Source organism: Klebsiella sp. 141240, from assembly GCF_050600805.1.
Lineage (GTDB): Bacteria > Pseudomonadota > Gammaproteobacteria > Enterobacterales > Enterobacteriaceae > Klebsiella > Klebsiella aerogenes.
The window spans coordinates 477,697-497,881 of the sequence record NZ_JAQIRK010000001.1; the positions used below are offsets into that span (position 1 = coordinate 477,697).

General features: G+C 56.6%; 15 protein-coding genes. 10 read left to right on the forward strand and 5 right to left on the reverse strand.

Annotated elements, in window-relative coordinates; translation table 11 throughout:
• Positions 1-7: 7 nt before the first annotated feature.
• A complete protein-coding gene (locus PGQ95_RS02250) occupies positions 8-1,696 on the reverse strand; it encodes an arylsulfatase (protein ID WP_113373102.1) in 1,689 nt (562 codons plus the stop codon).
• Positions 1,697-2,212: 516 nt separating this feature from the next.
• Here PGQ95_RS02250 and PGQ95_RS02255 point away from each other — a divergent pair.
• Positions 2,213-2,908 carry a helix-turn-helix domain-containing protein gene (locus PGQ95_RS02255; protein ID WP_063446155.1) on the forward strand — a complete coding sequence of 232 codons (696 nt, stop codon included), beginning with the start codon at positions 2,213-2,215 and terminating at the stop codon, positions 2,906-2,908.
• Between the two features lie 10 nt (positions 2,909-2,918).
• On the opposite strand, the gene dhaR is transcribed toward PGQ95_RS02255, so the two are convergent.
• A complete protein-coding gene (gene dhaR, locus PGQ95_RS02260; RefSeq protein WP_430916864.1) occupies positions 2,919-4,850 on the reverse strand; it encodes a dihydroxyacetone kinase operon transcriptional regulator DhaR in 1,932 nt (643 codons plus the stop codon).
• Positions 4,851-4,966: 116 nt separating this feature from the next.
• Entirely contained in the window at positions 4,967-6,064 is a 1,098-nt protein-coding gene (locus PGQ95_RS02265; RefSeq protein ID WP_007372182.1) for a glycerol dehydrogenase, read from the reverse strand.
• A 555-nt stretch (positions 6,065-6,619) separates the two neighbouring features.
• On the opposite strand from PGQ95_RS02265, the gene dhaK reads away from it, so the two are divergent.
• From dhaK to PGQ95_RS02285, 4 genes are all read left to right on the forward strand, one after another.
• Positions 6,620-7,690 carry a dihydroxyacetone kinase subunit DhaK gene (gene dhaK / locus PGQ95_RS02270; protein ID WP_113373104.1) on the forward strand — a complete coding sequence of 357 codons (1,071 nt, stop codon included), beginning with the start codon at positions 6,620-6,622 and terminating at the stop codon, positions 7,688-7,690.
• Between the two features lie 10 nt (positions 7,691-7,700).
• Entirely contained in the window at positions 7,701-8,333 is a 633-nt protein-coding gene (gene dhaL / locus PGQ95_RS02275) for a dihydroxyacetone kinase subunit DhaL (RefSeq protein WP_007372179.1), read from the forward strand.
• A 10-nt stretch (positions 8,334-8,343) separates the two neighbouring features.
• Positions 8,344-9,762 (forward strand): dihydroxyacetone kinase phosphoryl donor subunit DhaM, encoded by a 1,419-nt coding sequence (gene dhaM, locus PGQ95_RS02280; protein WP_430916866.1) that lies wholly within the window; start codon positions 8,344-8,346, stop codon positions 9,760-9,762.
• Positions 9,763-9,836: 74 nt separating this feature from the next.
• Positions 9,837-11,486 (forward strand): glycerone kinase, encoded by a 1,650-nt coding sequence (locus PGQ95_RS02285; protein WP_430916868.1) that lies wholly within the window; start codon positions 9,837-9,839, stop codon positions 11,484-11,486.
• Positions 11,487-11,589: 103 nt separating this feature from the next.
• Here the strand turns inward: PGQ95_RS02285 and PGQ95_RS02290 are convergent, their stop codons facing one another.
• Positions 11,590-12,363, reverse strand: coding sequence for a siderophore-interacting protein (locus PGQ95_RS02290; protein WP_271032083.1), 774 nt, complete (start codon positions 12,361-12,363; stop codon positions 11,590-11,592).
• A gap of 228 nt (positions 12,364-12,591) precedes the next feature.
• Between PGQ95_RS02290 and PGQ95_RS02295 the strand changes: the two genes are divergently transcribed.
• Entirely contained in the window at positions 12,592-13,110 is a 519-nt protein-coding gene (locus PGQ95_RS02295) for a PadR family transcriptional regulator (RefSeq protein ID WP_087859873.1), read from the forward strand.
• 264 nt (positions 13,111-13,374) lie between these two features.
• The gene (gene ygjG, locus PGQ95_RS02300; protein WP_113373108.1) at positions 13,375-14,754 is read left to right on the forward strand and encodes a putrescine aminotransferase; all 1,380 of its coding nucleotides are present in this window, start codon (positions 13,375-13,377) and stop codon (positions 14,752-14,754) included.
• 42 nt (positions 14,755-14,796) lie between these two features.
• On the opposite strand, the gene PGQ95_RS02305 is transcribed toward ygjG, so the two are convergent.
• Positions 14,797-15,129, reverse strand: a complete 333-nt coding sequence (locus tag PGQ95_RS02305) for a tRNA-binding protein (RefSeq protein ID WP_015369597.1) — start codon at positions 15,127-15,129, stop codon at positions 14,797-14,799.
• A gap of 207 nt (positions 15,130-15,336) precedes the next feature.
• Here PGQ95_RS02305 and ebgR point away from each other — a divergent pair, with 207 nt between their 5' ends.
• From ebgR to PGQ95_RS02320, 3 genes are all read left to right on the forward strand, one after another.
• Positions 15,337-16,320 carry a transcriptional regulator EbgR gene (ebgR, locus tag PGQ95_RS02310; RefSeq protein ID WP_113373109.1) on the forward strand — a complete coding sequence of 328 codons (984 nt, stop codon included), beginning with the start codon at positions 15,337-15,339 and terminating at the stop codon, positions 16,318-16,320.
• Between the two features lie 301 nt (positions 16,321-16,621).
• A complete protein-coding gene (ebgA, locus tag PGQ95_RS02315; RefSeq protein WP_087859874.1) occupies positions 16,622-19,714 on the forward strand; it encodes a beta-galactosidase subunit alpha in 3,093 nt (1,030 codons plus the stop codon).
• Complete coding sequence (locus tag PGQ95_RS02320; protein WP_004900777.1) at positions 19,711-20,160, forward strand: beta-galactosidase subunit beta; 450 nt, start codon at positions 19,711-19,713, stop codon at positions 20,158-20,160. Before ebgA ends, PGQ95_RS02320 begins: the two co-directional genes overlap by 4 nt.
• Positions 20,161-20,185 lie beyond the last annotated feature (25 nt).

The following is a 20,185-nucleotide window of genomic DNA, read 5'->3' on the forward strand; positions in this document are numbered from 1 at the left end:
CGTCATTTTAATTACCGGTCGGCATCGCCAACTGGAACCCTTCTTTTTGTAACTGCTCGCGGATATTGCTAAAGCGTTGGTACTGCGACAGGGTAATCGGCCCACTGTAGGCTTCGCTCTGCGGCTTACGCGGCGGATACTCGACGTAGGTTTTCATCAACTTAGTGATGGCTTCATTGAAGGTCACCAGCGTCCAGGTATGCTCGGTATAGTTGTTCATAAAGATATCGTAGCGTTCCTGCGGATCCTGCCAGAGGTCGAAAATCTGCGGCACCGTCGCGACATAGGACTCCGGTCCTTTCCAGCCGAGGTTGGAATCCACCGCCAGGCCGCCGGTTTTCGCGCCGTTATCGCCGCGCAGGTTAAACACCGCCTTATAGTGGCCGACGCGTGCCGCCCCCGGGGTCAGCTCGTTTTCAGTGAAGTAGAACCAGGAAGTACGGGGATCTTTACCCGTGCCAAACAGTACCGGTGAAATATCGTAGCTATCGAAGATAATCGGCTGCCCGGCGCGGTCTTTGGTCGGTAATTTAACGCCGGCCACTGAAGCAAAGGTTGCCATCAGATCGAGGCCGCCAACGATATCGTGGTTACGGCTGTGCTCTTTAATCTTGCCCGGCCACCAGGCGATAGCCGGAACGCGGCTGCCGCCTTCGCGGTCAGTGCCTTTGGTACCGCGGAATGGCGTATAGCCGGCATCCGGATAAACGTCCTGCCAGGCGCCGTTATCGGTGGTCCATACCACAAGGGTGTTTTTATCGATCCCCAACTCGCGCAGCTTATCCATGATATGGCCTACGCGAGCATCCATTTCCACCATCGAGTCGGCGTATTTGCTCTTCGACATCGACTTGCCGACGTAATCCGGATCCGGCATGTTCGGCTGGTGGTTCTTCATAAAGTTGATGCTCATGAAGAACGGTTCGGAAGATTTTGCATTTGCTTCGAGATAGTCCAGCGAGGCCTTCTCGACATAGCGGTCGAAGAATGGGATCCCGACCACGCCCTCTTTGCCATCAACGACCGGGGTATTCACATACTGGCCGTTAATTTTGAACTCTTCCTTCGGCGCTTCGCCCGCCTTGCCGGAGAGCGCGCCGCGGGTGACGCGGGCAAACATTTCACGCAGTTGCGGATCCATATCCGGGAACCAGGTCGGGTCGGCATAGGTATAGGCGTTCAGGTGATAGAGGCCGACGTATTTCATTTCGTCGTAGCCCTGCGCGTTTGGTAACGCGTAATCGGCTTCGCCGAGGTGCCACTTACCGGTAAAGAAGGTTTTATAGCCGCCGGTTTTCAGTACCGAGGCCAGCGTCCACTCTTCTTTCGGTAAACCGCCGCCTTGCCCCTGGAAAGCCACGGTGGTCATACCGCTACGGTTGGGAATGCGCCCGGTCTGCATCGCCGCGCGGCCCGGCGTGCTGCTCGGCTGGCCGTAGAAGTCGAAAAAGGTCATCCCCTCATCGGCCATTTTGTCGAGGTTTGGCGTCGGCATACCGCGGCCTTCGCCGCCGCCGTAGACGCCGAGGTCGCCATAGCCGGTATCGTCAGAGACGATCAGGATAATATTGGGCTTCTTTGCCGCACCATCGCTGGAGCCAGCCGCATTTTGATCGGCGGCATTGGCCGTCGCGCCGGGTAATAACGAACCGGCGGCAAATGCCAGCACGCCGATACCCTTGTATTTTTTATTCATCTTCAAACCTCATTGCTCAGAATGCGCCTGATTTAACTTACGATTTAGCTAAAGTCAGGCAGGCGTTGTCAGATTAGATAAGTCTCAATATGAGATGAGCGACATCGGCAAATATTCTTGTCGCTACTGAGGCGATTGCGCTTAAGTGAAGTAGAGAAAGCAATAAAAATCCACAGGTTCTGGTTTTATTTTTTAATTTATGCAAAGCGCATCACTATCACCGTTTCGCTAAAGAAACCCGCCGCAAAAGCAATATTACCATTCAATATTTAAGTGGATTCTTAGTTACTAAAAATAGAAGCCCAACTACCCACTAAAACAGTCTAAGTGAGTGTTTTAAAAAGAGCGATAGATCAGTCCGTTAACGGACTCTAAAAGTGTCGTCTGCTATCTGGCGCCAGCTTTTAAATTTAGATATTTTGTATCAGGCGTAATTCCGCGCCGTTAAAATATAAAGTATCGCCACTGCAAAATAGCAAAGAGTAATTAAGCGGTAGAATTGAGTCTGGAGAGAAGATGAGTCGTATTCAAACGCCCTATTCCCACATCATCGATGAATATAATAAGATGATTTCAAAGAATATAAAGGCGATAGACTCGTTAGCTCTCAGCAATAATATCCGCAAGATTGCCGATGAAACACATTTCACTCTGAGTACAGGCGAGATTATTATTGTTCTTGAAGGCGTTATTGCCGTTGAGATGCAGGAGCACAACTTTATTGTCGCCCCAGGAAAAGCAAAAACCCAGCCGAAAAAGTTGTTTCAGATCGGTAAAGGCATCAAAGGGATGTTTTTCGGTATCGTCGAGAATTATGGTCCGGGCATTCAGTTGCACTATACCGCCAAAAAAAATGTCAAAGTGTTCAGCTGTAATCTCGAATACTTTGAGAAACATTTTACCCAGCCCGATAAATTTACCTTTCTGATGAACATGATGGCCATCACGTTGGCGTTTTTGCTCGATGCGCATGACGAAAGAGCTATTGGCACCCGCTATTTTGTCATTCGCTCCATGATTTATCGTTATCTCAAACAGAAAAATGAAGGCGTATTACACGATCCGAGCCTGGCGAACTTTATCCTGCGACGCACCAAAATGTCGCGTAGCTATCTGTTTCAGGTACTTTCCGATCTGAAAAACGGCGGCTATATCACGATGAAAAACGGCGAGCTCGTCGATATTGTCAACGAGCTGCCGGAAAAATATTAACGCCGTTGGCTTAACTCTTATCCTGCCCCCGGCGCTTAAACTGCCCGGCGTCGATGTCGTACTGCTTCATCTTGCGCCACAGTGTGGTACGGCCAATATTCAGCAACTGCGACATCTCCTGTACCCGGCCGCTGGTGACTCGCGCCGCCTGGATAATCGCCTCTTTCTCGATGGCGCTGAAAGACAGGCTTGATGGTAGTAATGAGGACGCCGTTTCGCTGCCCGGCCGGGTAGAGAAGAGATGCTCGGGGAGATTGCTTAAGCGGATATGACCGTTATCGCTACTCATCGCGATATTCTCAATAATGCTATTAAGCTCAAAATCGTTGCCTGGCCACGGGTAGGCCACCAGTTGCGCCAGCGCGTCGTCATCCACCTTCAGGCGCGATGAAAAGCGTTTTTCCAGCCGACGCAGACGGCTATGCACTAACGAAGGAATACTGCCGCGCCGCGCCCGCAGCGGCGGAATGACTATTTCAAACGAATGTAGCGCATAGTAAAGCTGGCGGCTAAAGCGGTTCTGCTCCACCAGGTTGGCGAGGTCGACGGTGGTGGTGGCGATCACTTTCACATCCACCGGAATCAGCCGCCGGGCATCAAGACGCGTCAGCACGCCCTGTTTTATCACCTGCAGCAGCGCTGACTGCAACTCGGGGGCCAGATACTCTATTTTTTCCAGGAACAGCGTGCCGCCGTTGGCCAGTTCGAGTCGGCTGAGGCGGCCATTTTCATCGTCGGTTGGCGCGCTGCCCATAAAATCCTGGCCCAGTACGCTGTCGGCGTACAGCTGGCAGTTAACCGAAATATACGGGCCCGGCGCCCGTTCGCTTTCGTTATGGATCGCCTGGCTCAGTAATTCTTTACCCACCCCTTCCTCGCCGCACAGCAGCACCGGGAAAGCGCCGCGCGCCGCCTGACGGCCAAAGTGGATCAGCCTGCGGGTTTCCGGGTCATCCGCCGACATCTGTTCGAAGGTATGGCTCACTTTGCCCAATTGGCTGGTCATTAATTGACGCATCTGCTCCACCGGGTGGAGCAGTAAAATGAAGCTATTGCCCTGCTCCTCCACGATAGGCTTCAGGGTGATCACCGTGTCGATAAATTGATGCTGGCTCTCAAAGGTCACTTCCACATGATTAAGGCCGCGGGCCTGTTTAATCGCGCGGCGCAGCAACGCCGGCAGGGTCAGCAGCTCATTGATATTTCGCCCCTGGCTGGCCTGGGTATCGAGATGCAGCAGCGTGGCCGCCTGCACGTTGAGAAACTGCAGCACTCCCTGCTCGTTCCACGCCATCACCCCGTCGTCCATACTTTCCAGCAGGCCGTACATTTGATTAAGGTGGCGGTTAGATTCCGCCAGCAGGCTGTCGGTAAGCAGCGAGTTACCCACTTCGCGGGCGATGGCCAACGTCAGCGACAGATCCGCCGGGGCCCACTCTTCGCGCAGGCAGCATAGCGAAATCGATCCAAACAGACGGCCATGGTTATCGAACACCGGCGTCGAACTGAACGACCAGCGCCGCAGCGCCTGCTTAAAGTGCTCGTCCCCCGCGGTGTTGACCGGCTGTCCGAGCATCGAAGCCAGCGACAGCGCGCAGGTGCCGATAATGCTCTCCGCGCAGTAGCTGCCGTCGCGAAATCCCAGCTCCGCCAGTTGTTCCAGGGTCTGAGGATTGCCACAGCGGCTCAGAATACAGGCCGACTCATCAAGGATGAACAGCGCGCAGGGGCGGTTGGCCATAAACTCCCACGCATCTTCCAGCGCTGCCTGGCCGATGGTAAGCAGCGCGGTTTTGCGACGGCAGATCGATTCAAAGGTCAGCCCCTGTGCCTGATGCGGCGCCTGCCAGGTTTCCCGCTGCATAAATTTGCTGCAGCGATGCCACGACTGGCTGATAACGGCTGAAACTTCATTTTCCGCGCCCTGAGTCTGAGCTGTCATATCCCTTTTCCGCTGGAGTTAACACAGTTAAAACGACAAAACCCTCCGGCAGCGGGTGCCGGAGGGGAAAGTTCATGCCGCATTATGCTGCGGCGTCTCGGTCAGGCGAAAACGAATTAACGCGCCAGCCACTGCTGCCCAAGCAGGTCAGCGGTAAGGATGGCGGCATAGACGCTATCCGCGGTGACCGGGAACGGCATATTGTGGATGGTTTCGCCTTCCGCGCAGGTGGCTTTCGCGACCGCGTGGATTTTGCTTTCGATACCCTCTTTCACGCCCATCTGCGCAAGGGTGATCGGCAGGCCGACTTTTTCACAGAAGCCCATCACGGTTTCGATCTCTTCCAGCGGGCTGTTTTGTAGTACCAGCTGCGCCAGGGTGCCGAAGGCGACTTTTTCGCCGTGATACAAATGGTGGCACTCTTCAAGAATGGTGAAACCGTTGTGAATCGCGTGCGCGCCGGCCAGGCCGCTGCTCTCAAAGCCGATACCGCTCAGATAGGTGTTGGCTTCGACAATGCGCTCCAGCGCATCGGTCACCACTCCAGCCTGAGCCGCCAGACGTGCTTTTTCGCCTTCCGCCAGCAGCGTATCATAGCACAGGCGCGCCAGGCTCAAGGCCGCCGCCGTGGACTGCCCGCCCGCCATGCTGGTGGCTCGCGCATCGAAGCAGGCCTTGGCTTCAAACCAGGTGGAGAGCGCATCGCCCATCCCGGCCACCAGCAAGCGTACCGGCGCTTTGGCGATAATCGCCGTGTCCATCACCACCATATCCGGGTTTTTCGGGTAGATCAGATACTCTTCAAACTCGCCCGCCTCGGTGTAGATAACCGACAGCGCGCTGGTCGGCGCATCGGTTGAGGCAATTGTCGGGATCACCACCACCGGCAGCTTCTGGTAATAGCCGATAGCCTTCGCGGTATCGAGGGTTTTCCCGCCGCCGATACCCACCACGCCGCGGCAGCCGTGCTGCTTAAGAATGGCGATCAGACGGTTGATTTCCGCATGGCTGCACTCGCCGTTAAACCGTTCCGCATGGCAGCTAATATTGTGGCTATGCAGGCCGTTCAATACTTTGTCGCCCGCCAGCTTCATCACGAAGTCATCGGCGATAACAAAAAAGCTGTCGGCCAGGTTTTTAGCGTATTCGCCAAACAGCATGGCGGCATCAGGTCCCTGGAGATATTTGGCTGGAGATTGAATAACTTTTAGCATTCCTTTCACCCTCAAATAAGTGCGTATGTTGACACGTGAGCCCAGGCCGTCATGCCGCGGCGCCTGATATCAATGGCGCTTACAGCCACGCTGCCGGAGCGATGCAACCACTGTAGGGCGAGCCACGGCGAAAAAAATTTTTCCCTTTTTTGTTCTCTTCTGAAACAGATAAAAAAATAATGCGTTTCACATTGAAACAATGTGACTGAGAAAGCGATCGGATTGCGATCGCGATCGGCTCATTTTGGCTAAAAAGCCGCTATCGTCTCCCCTCTTTAACGCACAAAATCGCCTCAATGCGGCGCAATAGCGAAAAAAATCATCATCAGCCCCGCTCTGATAGCAGAAAAACACGGCCACATTATTAGCGCTGGCTCGCAATTTTCCTGTTTATCGGCGAATAACGTTCCATAAAGGAACAAAAATCATTTTCTACGTTCCGTTATGGAACTCATTTTGACAGCGTTTTATTTTGCGCCCGCTCAGCCAGAATCATTACATCGCCGGGCTACCCTTATAGACAGGCGACCTCCCCTACCCTACGGAGCATAAACAATGAAAAAACTGATTAACCGTGTGGAAGATGTACTGAGTGAACAGCTTATCGGCCTGGCGAAGGCGCATCCTGAATTGACGCTGCACCAGGACCCGGTCTATGTCACCCGCGCCGATGCGCCGGTCGCCGGCAAAGTGGCGCTGCTCTCCGGTGGTGGCAGCGGACACGAACCGATGCACTGCGGCTACATCGGCCAGGGCATGCTTTCCGGCGCCTGCCCGGGGGAAATTTTCACCTCGCCGACGCCGGACAAAATGTTCGAATGCGCGATGCAGATTGACGGCGGCGAAGGCGTCCTGCTGATTATCAAAAACTATACCGGCGACATCCTGAATTTTGAGACCGCTACCGAGCTGCTGCACGAAAGCGGCGTTAAGGTCACCACCGTCGTGGTGGATGACGACGTGGCGGTAAAAGATAGTCTCTATACCGCCGGACGCCGCGGCGTCGCCAATACCGTGCTGATTGAAAAACTGGTCGGCGCCGCCGCCGAACGCGGCGACTCGCTGGAAGCCTGCGCTGAACTGGGCCGCCGTTTAAATAACCTTGGCCACTCGATTGGCATCGCGCTGGGCGCCTGCACCGTACCGGCCGCCGGACAGCCCTCCTTTACCCTGAAAGACGATGAGATGGAGTTCGGCGTCGGCATCCATGGCGAGCCGGGTATCGACCGCCGCCGCTTCAGCTCGCTCGACCAAACCGTCGATGAGATGTTCGATACCCTGCTGGAAAACGGCGTATACAGCCGCACGCTGCGCCAGTGGGATAACGTCAAGGGAGCGTGGCAGGAAGTGAAACAGAGCAAAACCGCGCTGCAAAACGGCGATCGGGTTATCGCGCTGGTCAATAACCTCGGCGCCACCCCGCTTTCCGAACTATACGGCGTTTACAACCGCCTCGCCCAGCGCTGCGAAGCCTCCGGCATTGTGATTGAACGCAACCTCATCGGCAGCTACTGCACCTCGCTGGATATGGCGGGTTTCTCCATCACCCTGCTGAAAGCGGATGATGACACGCTGGCGTTATGGGACGCCCCGGTCCATACCCCGGCGCTGAACTGGGGAAAATAAGGAGCACGACATGTCACTGAACAGAACGCAAATCGTCGACTGGCTGTACCGCTGCGGCGACATTTTCACCAAACAGAGCGATTTTCTCACCGGCCTTGATAAAGAGATCGGTGATGCCGACCACGGCCTCAATATGCACCGCGGCTTCAGCAAAGTGGTCGAAAAGCTGCCGTCGATCGCCGATAAAGACATTGGTTTTATTCTCAAGAATACCGGGATGACGCTGCTTTCCAACGTCGGCGGCGCCAGCGGTCCGCTGTTCGGCACCTTCTTTATCCGCGCCGCCCAGGTCACCCAGGCGCATCAAAGCCTGACCCTCGACGAACTTTATCAGATGATCCGCGAAGGCGCGGACGGCGTCGTCAACCGTGGTAAAGCGGAGCCGGGCGATAAGACGATGTGCGACGTCTGGCTGCCGGTAGTGGAATCCCTGCGTCATTCCAGCGAGCAGCATTTGTCTATCCCTGCCGCGCTGGATGCCGCCTGTGAAGTGGCCGAGCGCGCCGCCCACGCCACCATCACCATGCAGGCGCGTAAAGGCCGCGCCAGCTATCTCGGCGAGCGCAGCATCGGGCATCAGGATCCCGGCGCGACCTCGGTGCTGTTTATGGTTCAGATGCTGGCTGCCGCCGCCAAAGAGTAAGGAAATCGCGATGGTAAACCTGGTTATTGTTTCTCATAGCGCCCGGCTGGGCGAAGGTGTCGGAGAACTGGCCCGGCAGATGTTAATGAACGATGGCTGTAAACTGGCGATCGCCGCCGGGATCGACGATCCCGACAGCCCCATCGGCACCGATCCGATTAAAGTCATGGAGGCGATCGAGTCCGTCGCCGACACCGACCATGTACTGGTGATGATGGATATCGGCAGCGCCCTGCTCAGCGCCGAAACCGCCCTCGATCTACTCGATCCGGCGATTGCGGCAAAAGTGCGGCTGTGCGCCGCGCCGCTGGTCGAAGGGACGCTGGCGGCCACCGTCAGCGCCGCCTCCGGCGCCGGAATCGACAAAGTTATCGCCGATGCCATGAACGCCCTGGAAGCTAAGCGGGTTCAGCTGGGTTTACCTTCGCACACGCCTGACGCCGCCGCCCCAACGTTTGCTGACGACGGCGACGCTAAATCGGTTTCAGTCATTATTAACAATCACAACGGCCTGCACGTGCGTCCGGCATCAAAGCTGGTCGCCGCGCTGGCGGGTTTTAACGCCGACCTGGTACTGGAGAAAAACGGCAAATGCGTCACCCCGGACAGTCTGAATCAAATCGCTCTGCTGCAGGTGCGCCGCCACGATAAGCTGCGCCTGCTGGCTCGTGGTCCGGACGCCGATGCCGCGCTGGCGGCGTTTCAGGCGCTGGCCGCCGATAACTTCGGCGAGTCGCCGGAGGCGCAACCGACAGCGGAACCCGCCATACCTGCGCGTGTTGAAGGCGTCGCCCTGCTTTATCCGCTGGCGGCGATCCAACCGGCGCTCCCCACCGCGGCCGACATCGCCCGCGAGCAGCAGCGCCTGCGCCAGGCGATCGACCAGACGCTGGTCGATCTCAATGCTCTCACCGAGCTGGCGGAAAACAAATTTAACGCCGATATCGCGGCGATCTTCGCCGGCCATCACACCTTGCTCGACGATGAAGATCTGTTTGATGCCGCCAACGATCGCCTGCTCACCGAACAGTGCTCGGCGGAATGGGCGTGGCATCAGGTGCTGATGGAGCTCAGCCAACAGTATCGCCAGCTGGATGACGCCTACCTGCAGGCGCGCTATATCGATATCGAAGATATTCTGCAGCGCACGCTACGCCATCTGCAGGGTATTAAGGAAATACTGCCAACTCCCAGTGAGCCGACGATTATTATCGCCGACAATATTTATCCCTCGACCGTACTCCAACTGGATGCCAGCAAGATCACCGGCCTGTGCCTGCGCGACGGCAGCGAACAGGCCCACGGCGCGATTATCGCCCGCGCGGCGGGGATCGCCTGGCTATGCCAGCAGGGCGAAGCGCTGAATGATATTGAGCCTGGCGAAGCCATCACGCTCGATATGCGTCAGCAACGTCTTATTCGTCGCTAAATCCACTTTGACCATTACCCCTCCGGAGACCCACCTCCGGAGGGTGAGTTTTCGCTTACTGATCAGGAACCACTATGTCTCAATTCTTTTTTAACCAGCGCGCCAGCCTCGTTAACGACGTGATCGAGGGAACCATTATTGCCAGCCCGTGGAACAACCTCGCCAGGCTGGAGAGCGACCCGGCGATCCGCGTGGTGGTGCGCCGCGATCTGAATAAAAACAACGTGGCGGTGATTTCCGGCGGCGGCTCCGGCCATGAACCGGCGCACGTCGGCTTTATTGGTAAAGGCATGCTGACCGCCGCGGTCTGCGGCGATCTGTTCGCCTCGCCGAGCGTCGACGCGGTACTCACCGCGATTCAGGCGGTGACCGGCGAGGCGGGCTGTCTGCTGATCGTTAAAAACTACACCGGCGATCGGCTTAACTTCGGCCTCGCGGCGGAGAAAGCGCGCCGTCTTGGCTACAACGTAGAGATGCTGATCGTCGGCGACGATATTTCGCTGCCGGATAACAAACAGCCGCGCGGCATCGCCGGGACCATTCTGGTGCATAAAGTGGCGGGCTATTTCGCCGAGCGCGGCTTCAACCTCGCCACCGTCCTGCGTGAAGCGCAATACGCCGCCAACCATACCGCCAGCATTGGGGTGGCGCTGGCCAGCTGTCACCTGCCGCAGGAAGCGGAAAGCGCGCCGCGCCATCAGCCCGGCCACGCCGAGCTGGGGATGGGCATCCACGGCGAACCGGGGGCCTCAACGATCGCGACCCATAACAGCGCGGAAATCATGCAGATTATGGTAGAGAAGCTGACCGCCGCCCTACCCGAAACCGGCCGGCTGGCGGTGATGCTCAATAACCTCGGCGGCGTGTCGGTGGCCGAGATGGCGATCCTGACCCGCGAACTCGCTAATACCCCGCTGCACGCGCGCGTTGACTGGCTGATTGGCCCGGCTTCACTGGTAACGGCGCTGGATATGAAAGGCTTCTCGCTGACGACTATCGTGCTGGAAGAGAGTATTGAAAAGGCGCTGCTGTCGGATGTCGAAACCGCCAGTTGGCAGAAGCCGGTGCAGCCGCGGGCTGTTAACGTCATGCCATCCGCGCTCGCCAGCGCACGCGTCGCCTTTACGCCATCGACCAACCCGCAGGTTGGCGATTACGTGGCGAAGGTGACCAGCACCCTCTCCGGCCTCGAAGCCCATCTCAACGCGCTGGACGCCAAAGTGGGCGACGGCGATACCGGCTCCACTTTCGCCGCCGCCGCGCGCGAGATTGCCGCTCTGCTGCAACGCCAGCAACTGCCGTTAAATGATTTACCCACGCTGTTCGCACTGATTGGCGAACGCCTGACGGTGGTAATGGGCGGCTCCAGCGGCGTCTTGATGTCGATTTTCTTCACCGCCGCCGGACAGAAGCTGGAGCAAGGCGCCAGCATGGCGGAAGCGCTGAATGCCGGTCTGGGGCAGATGAAATTTTACGGCGGCGCCGATGAGGGAGACCGGACGATGATTGATGCCCTGCAGCCGGCGCTGGCGGCGCTGTTGGCCGAGCCGGATAATCTGCAGGCCGCTTTCGTCGCGGCGCAGGCCGGCGCGGATCGCACCTGCCAGTCGAGCAAAGCCGGCGCCGGGCGCGCCTCCTATCTCAACAGCGAGAGCCTGCTCGGCAATATGGACCCCGGCGCCCACGCGGTGGCAATGGTGTTTAAAGCGCTGGCTGAACGCTAAGCCTCACCCGGTAGCGTTGCGCTTACCGGGGCGACATAACACCACTGAAAGGTAGCCCGGATAAGGCGCAACGCGCCGCTATCCGGGTTTACCGTTCTATCTATTATTTGCTATGCCAGTACGCCTGCGAGCGCACCAGTTGCTGATCGATACTCGGCTCCTCAAAGCGCGCCAGCAGTGATTTCACCACTGCGCCTTCTCCGGTCAGCCAGATAAAATAATCGTCTGACGGCACCTTAACCTGTGCCAGACGCTCGGCAACGAACCCCGGGTTGTGGCCCACCACCCATTCGATATTAAAGCCGTCGAGATCCGCCAGATAATCTTTATACGAAGCATCCGCGACGGTGACGATGGCCGTTACCTGCGGCGTTACCGGCAGCTGACGTAATCCCAGCAGGCGACGGCGCAGCGCCGGCATGCCCGACTCGTCACAGACGTAAAGCTGCCAGGCGTAATCTTCCGGCACCACCAGCGAACCGCGCGGCCCGCCGATCACCAGCTTATCGCCGACGTTGGCTTCCAGCGCCCAGCGGCTGGCAATACCGCCATCGTGGATATAAAAATCGTAAGCCAGCTCATGGCGTTCGGCATCGTACAGCGGCGTGTAGTCGCGGGTCGCCGGGCGCACGCCCTCGCCCCAGTTAATGCCTTCGTCGGTCACTTCCGGCGGCGTGAATACGCTGCCCGCCTGCGGGAAAAACAGTTTGGTGTGGTCGTCAAAACCTTGTGAAACAAAGCCATCCAGCGCCTCGCCCCCCAGCACGATCCGCTGGAACGCCTGGCCGATACGCTCAACGCGCAGCACGGTTAATTCGCGAAAACGTAGTTCGTTACGCACGCGCTGCGGATATTTTACTTGATTAATTGTGGTCATCCGTCGTCGCCTTGGTGAAGGGTAAATAGATATATCTAAACTCAGTGCAAATGATAATGATTGCCATTAATAAAAATGGCAAGTTTTTTTTGATATAAAGCGAGAGAAAGTCACAATAAAGCAAAAATCAAAAACAAATTCATTTAAATCAATCAATTAAAAATAAAATATTGTCTTTTATTATTTTTTAGATATAAATTAGATATATCAAAAAGACAGGAGGTATCGATGCGACATCATCACGAAGAGGGCCACGGCGAACAGGGCCGTCGCGGCGGCGGACGCCGCCAGCGTTTCTTTGGCCACGGCGAATTGCGCCTGGTGATCCTCGATATCCTTTCGCGCAACGCCAGCCACGGCTATGAGCTGATTAAAGAGATTGAGGCGCTGACGCAGGGCAATTACAGCCCCAGCCCCGGCGTTATCTATCCGACGCTCGACCTGCTGCAGGATCAGGGATTGATTAGCGTAGAAGAGGAAAATGGGCGTAAAAAAATCGCTATCACCGAAGAGGGACGCCGCCTGTGCGCCGAAAGCGGCGCACAGTTAAGCCAAATTCAGACGCGCCTGCAGGAACGCATGGTCGGCTGCGAATTGCGCAAAAATCCGCAGATGAAACGCGCGCTGGAAAACTTTAAAGCGGTGCTGGACCTGAAGGTCAACCAGCAGAGCATCAGCGACGCGCAGTTGAAACAGATTATCGGCGTGATTGACCGCGCGGCGATGGAAATTTCCCAGCTCGATTAACCTCTCGCACCACAATAGTTCCCAGGCTGCTCCATCACGCGGCAGCCTGCACCACCCCAATTCATACCGCTTCACACCCCAACGGCAGTTTATCTTGCGGCCTCAGGAATAAAACGTGCCAATAATTAAGTTATGAGATTAAATTTTGCACATTTGCGCCTTAACTTTGCGTTTATCCCGATTTTCATCGTCGCTGCCAGGCTGGCGTAATCCCTGCAATACTTAATTCAGTATCATGTGATACGCCCCCCCCAGGAGCACATTTTGAACAGGTTACCTTCCAGCGCATCGGCTCTGGCCTGCAGCGCGCACGCACTGAATCTCATTGAGAAGCAATCGCTCTCCCATGACGAAATGAAAGCACTGAACCAGGAGGTGAGAGAATACTTTAAAGAACATGTGAACCCGGGGTTTCTGGAGTATAGAAAATCGGTCACAGCCGGCGGGGATTACGGAGCCGTAGAGTGGCAAGCGGGAGGGTTAAATACGCTTGTCGACACCCAGGGACAGGAGTTTATCGACTGCCTTGGTGGGTTTGGCATCTTCAATGTAGGGCACCGTAATCCAGTTGTGGTATCCGCCGTCGAAAATCAACTCGCGAAACAACCGCTTCACAGCCAGGAGCTGCTGGACCCGCTGCGGGCGATGCTGGCGAAAACGCTGGCGGCCTTAACGCCCGGTAAGCTCAAATACAGTTTCTTCTGCAACAGCGGCACGGAATCCGTGGAAGCGGCGCTGAAGCTGGCAAAAGCCTATCAGTCTCCGCGCGGCAAATTTACCTTCGTCGCCACCAGCGGCGCGTTCCACGGTAAATCGCTCGGCGCGCTGTCGGCCACCGCGAAATCGACCTTCCGTAAACCGTTTATGCCGCTACTGCCGGGCTTCCGTCACGTGCCGTTCGGCGATATTAACGCCATGCGTTCCATTCTGAGCGAATGCAAGAAAACCGGTGATGACGTCGCGGCGGTGATCCTTGAGCCTATCCAGGGCGAAGGCGGCGTGATCCTGCCGCCGACGGGTTACTTACCGGCGGTCCGTAAACTGTGCGACGAGTTTGGCGCGTTGCTGATCCTCGACGAGGTACAGACCGGCATGGGCCGCACCGGCAAAATGTTCGCCTGCGAGCATGAAAACGTGCAGCCGGATATTCTGTGTCTGGCTAAAGCGCTCGGTGGCGGCGTAATGCCGATCGGCGCGACGGTAGCGACGGAAGAGGTCTTCTCGGTGCTGTTCGATAACCCATTCCTGCACACCACCACCTTCGGCGGCAACCCGCTGGCCTGCGCGGCGGCGCTGGCGACGATCAACGTCTTGCTCTCACAGAACCTGCCGGCGCAGGCTGAGCAGAAAGGCGATCTGTTGCTGGACGGCTTCCGTCAACTGGCGCGCGAATATCCGGATCTGGTGAATGAAGTCCGTGGCAAAGGCATGCTGATGGCCATTGAGTTTGTCGATAACGAGATTGGCTACAACTTTGCCAGCGAGATGTTCAGACAGCGGGTGCTGGTCGCCGGGACGTTAAACAACGCCAAGACGATCCGCGTTGAACCGCCGCTGACGCTCACCCTCGAGCAGTGCGAGCAGGTACTGAAGGCAGCGCGCAAGGCGCTGGCGGCACTGCGCGTTTCGGTCGAAGAGACATAATTCACACCCGACCCTCTCCCGTCGGGAGAGGGTATTTTCGCGTTATACCACCCGCACGCCCGCCGGCATGACGCGTTCCGGCGTCAACAGCACGCTTTCGCTTTCATCCTCGGTTTCCGCGCATAGCAGCATGCACTCAGATGTTTCGCCACGCATTTTGGCTTTCGCCAGATTACACAGCACCACCACCGTTTTCCCCAGCAGTTCCTCTTCGCTATAGTAGGGCACCAGGCTGGTGACCGTCTGCAGCGTGCGGTCGCCGACATCAATCCGCGCGATATACAGCTTGTCGGCATTGTCATGGCGTTTCACCTCGACAATCTTGCCGACGCGCATCTCCAGTTTGGCAAAATCAGCGTAAGCTACGGTATCCATCTCTCACCTCCAGTAAATTTTTACTAAAAGATAGCAAGTTTTTGCCGTTCGTCTGCATAATGCTGATAATAATGCTACTTCTGTCACGCTATCGCCGGGGAAAACGGCCCTCGCGCGCTGGCGTTTTTTACTGAAATAAGGTGCAGGACGCGACGCTTGCTTTACAATAGATGAGCAAACATGGGCAACGTCCGATAAAGGAAAAAGATGGCAACGCTAAAAGACATTGCGACCGAAGCGGGTGTTTCGCTGGCGACGGTTTCCCGGGTGTTAAACGACGATCCCACCCTGAACGTAAAAGAAGAGACCAAGCATCGCATTCTCGAGATTGCGGAGAAGCTGGAGTATAAAAGCAGCAGCGCGCGTAAAACGCAGGTCCTACCCGTCGGCCATCATCATATCCTGGCGCTGTACAGCTACCAGCAAGAGCTGGAAATTAACGACCCTTACTATCTCGCCATTCGCCACGGTATTGAAACACAGTGCGAAAAGCTCGCTATCGAACTCACCAACTGCTATCTCAATAACACCCTGCCAGAGCTGAAAAAGGTCACTGGCGTATTGATTATCGGCCAGCCGACGCGCGAGCTGCGCGAAACCGCCAGCGCGCTGACCGACAATATCTGCTTTATTGATTTCCACGAAGCCGGCAGCCCGTACGATGCGGTGGATATCGACCTGGTACGTATCGCTAAAGAGGTGGTCGACTTCTTTATCCAGCAGGGCGCGTCGCGTATTGGATTTATCGGCGGCCAGGACCAGCCCGGCAAGGCCGATATTCGCGAAGTGGCGTTTGTGGAGTACGGTCAGTTGAAGGGCGTGGTTTCAGCCGATGATATCTGGCGCGGCGGTTTTTCCAGTTCTTCCGGTTATGAGCTGGCGAAGCAGATGCTGGCGCAAACGGAGTTTCCGCGGGCGCTGTTTGTCGCCTCGGACTCCATCGCCATCGGCGTGCTGCGCGCCATTCACGAACGCGGGCTGGCGATCCCGGAAGATATTTCGCTGATTAGCGTCAACGATATCCCCACCGCGCGCTTTACCTTCCCGCCGCTGTCAACGGTGCGGATCCACTCCGAAATGATGGGTAGTCAGGGGGTGAACCTGCTGATAGAGAAGGCCCGCGATGGCCGCGCCCTGCCGCTTAACGTTTTTGTTCCCAGCGTGTTGAAGCTGCGCGGCACCACCCGTTAATCCAACCACATCCCGGCGGCGCTACGCTTGGCCGGGCTACCGCTCCTGCCCGGAACGCCATTCTGTAGGTCGGATAAGGCGAAGCTGCTACCCGCATCTTGTTACCCGGCGGCGCTGCGCCTGGCCGGGCTACCAGCCCTGGTCGGAACGCCATTCTGTAGGTCGGGTAAGGCGAAGCCGCTACCCGACACAAAGCGGTTCATTTTGTGATCGAGTTAAAGTAAATCATCCCTGGCGATTTTATTTAGTAAAAGTTTTACTAAAATGAGTTTTATCTTATTAAGCCGTTCAGGGAGGCGATATGAATCGCTGGGAAAACCTTCAACTCACTCATGAAAACAGGCTGCCGCCGCGGGCGTATTTCTTCTCTTACGACTCACTGGCCCAGGCGCGGACCTTCGCCCGCGAAACCAGTAGCCGCTTCCTGTCCCTCAGCGGGCAGTGGAACTTCCGCTTCTTCACCAACCCGTTGCTGGTACCGGAGAGCTTTACCTCATGCTATCAGAACGAGTGGGGGCCGATTACCGTACCGGGCATGTGGCAGATGGAAGGCCACGGCCAGCTGCAGTACACCGACGAAGGTTTCCCCTTCCCCATCGACGTGCCCTATGTCCCGACCGATAACCCGACCGGCGCCTACCAGCGCCTGTTCACCCTCGGCGACGGCTGGCAGGGCAAACAAACCATCATCAAATTCGATGGCGTCGAAACCTATTTCGAAGTTTACGTTAACGGCCAGTACATCGGCTTTAGCAAAGGCAGCCGCCTGACCGCCGAGTTCGATATCAGCGCGGTGGTGCAAACCGGCGACAACCTGCTGTGCGTGCGCGTGATGCAGTGGGCGGACTCCACCTATATTGAAGATCAGGACATGTGGTGGTCGGCGGGCATTTTCCGCGACGTCTATCTGGTGGGGAAAAATCCGCTGCACGTGCAGGATTTCACCGTGCGCACCGATTTTAACGATGACTACATCGACGCGACCCTCTCCTGCCAGCTGACGCTGGAAAACCTGGCTCCGCAGACGGCGGCGGCGACGCTGGAATATACTCTGTTCGACGGCGAAAAGGCGCTTTATTCGGGCAACGTTGGTCAACTGCAGGTCAGCCAGCAGCTAAACACCGGCTTCACGATTGATGTGAGCGCGCCGCAGCAGTGGTCGGCGGAAAGCCCGTATCTCTATCATCTGGTGCTGACGTTAAAGAACGCCGCCGGCGAGGTGCTGGAAATCATTCCGCAGCGCGTCGGTTTCCGCGATATCAAAGTGCGTGACGGCTTGTTCTACATCAACAACCGCTACGTAATGCTGCACGGCGTAAACCGCCACGATAACGACCATCTGAAAGGCCGCGCGGTCGGCATGGATCGCGTGGAAAAAGATCTGCTGTTGATGAAGCAGCACAACATCAACTCGGTGCGCACCGCTCACTATCCGAACGACCCGCGTTTCTATGAAATGTGCGACATTTATGGGCTGTTCGTGATGGCGGAAACCGATGTGGAATCCCACGGTTTCGCCAACGTCGGCAACCTCAGCGCCATCACCGACGATCCGGCCTGGGAACATATCTACGTTGAGCGCATCGTGCGCCACGTTCACGCACAGAAAAACCATCCGTCTATCATCATCTGGTCACTGGGTAATGAATCCGGCTACGGCTGCAACATCCACGCTATGTACCACGCCACCAAAGCGCTGGATGATACCCGGCTGGTGCACTACGAAGAGGACCGCGATGCCGAAGTAGTGGATATTATCTCCACGATGTATACCCGCGTACCGCTGATGAACGAATTCGGCGAGCATCCGCATGAAAAACCGCGCATTATTTGCGAATACGCCCATGCGATGGGCAATGGTCCCGGCGGATTAACTGAATATCAGAACGTTTTTTACCAGCACGACTGTATCCAGGGCCACTACGTGTGGGAATGGTGCGACCACGGGATTCAGGCCACCGACGATAACGGCGCGGTGTGGTACAAATTCGGCGGCGATTACGGCGACTACCCGAACAACTACAACTTCTGCCTTGATGGGCTGATTTTCTCCGACCAAACGCCGGGGCCGGGCCTGCGCGAATATAAACAGGTCATCGCCCCGGTAAAAGTACAGGCGCGGGATATCTGCCGCGGCGAATTGCGGGTGGAAAACAAACTGTGGTTCTCCACTCTCGATGACTACACCCTGCGCGTAGAAGTCCGCGCCGAGGGCGAAACGCTCTCCAGCCAGTTGCTGAAAGTGAAAGACCTGGCGCCGAACAGCGGCCGCGACCTGCAAATCGCCCTGCCGCAACTCGACGAGCGTGAAGCTTTCGTCAACATCATGGTGACCAAAGATTCGCGCACCCCGTATAGCGAAGCCAATCACGATATCGCCGTCTATCAGTTCCCGCTTAAGGCGCGGACCGCCGCGCGAACTCCGCTGTTAAACGCCAGCGCCACCCCGCTGCAGATTGCCGATGAACGCCTGAACTACACCATCAGCGGCCATAACTTCCGCGTGGTATTCAGCAAGGTCAGCGGCAAACTCAGTGAATGGCAGGTCAACGGCGTCGATCAGGTAACCCGCGAGCCGAAGATTAACTTCTTCAAGCCAATGATTGACAACCATAAACAGGAATACGAAGGGCTGTGGCAGCCGGCCCACCTGCAGATAATGCAGGAGCATCTTCGCGAATTCAGCGCTGAAATAGAGGGCGAAACGGTGGTGATCACCACCCGCAGCGTGATTGCGCCGCCGGTGTTCGACTTCGGTATGCGCTGTACCTATCGCTGGCAGATTACCCCGCAGGGCCACATCAACGTTGAGCTGGCCGGCGAGCGCTACGGCGACTATCCGCACATCGTCCCGTGCATCGGCTTTATGCTGGGCATTAACGGTGAGTTCGACCAGGTGAACTACTACGGCCGCGGGCCGGGCGAGAACTACGCCGACAGCCAGCAAAGCAACATCATTGATATCTGGCATACCACCGTCGACGATATGTTCGTCAATTATCCATTCCCGCAGAACAACGGTAATCGTCAGCACGTGCGCTGGGCATCGTTCAGCGACCGCCACGGCAGCGGCCTGCTGGTCGTTCCGCGCAATCCGCTCAACGTCAGCGCTTGGCACTTTACGGCAGAAAACCTGCACGCCGCCCAGCACTGCAACGAACTGCAGCGCAGTGATGACATCACCCTGAATATCGATGCGCAACTGCTCGGCCTCGGCTCCAACTCCTGGGGCAGCGAAGTGCTGGATAGCTGGCGCGTCTGGCTCAACACCTTCAACTATGGCTTTACGCTGCTGCCGCTGGAGGGCGGATGCGGCACCTCGCAGGTACTGGCGAACCATAGCTTCGGCGCCGGTTTCTTTTCCCCCGTTGCACACAGCGAGGCTGAACAATGAGAATTCTCGATAATTTAGAACAGTTTAAGCAGGTTTATCATAGCGGCCGCAAATGGCAGCGCTGCGTGGAAGCCATCAATAACATCGACAACATCCGCCCGGGCGTGGCGCATTCCATTGGCGATTCGCTCTCCTATCGGGTGGAAACCGATAGTACGACCGATGCGCTATTTGTCGGCAACCGCCGCTACTTTGAGGTGCACTATTACCTGCAAGGGCAGCAGAAAATCGAGTTTGCCGCCAAAGAAAATCTGCAAACCGTCGCCTGCTACCGCGACGAAACCGATCGCGAATACCTGAAAGGGATCGGTGAAACGGTGAAGGTTCATGAAGGGCAGATGGTGATTTGCGATATCGACGAAGCCTACCGCTTTATCTGCGATGCGCCGGTAAAAAAAGTGGTGCTGCGAGTCACGGTTGAAGACGGCTACTTCCTCAATAAGTAAACCCGCGTTAAGCGACAAGGGAGGT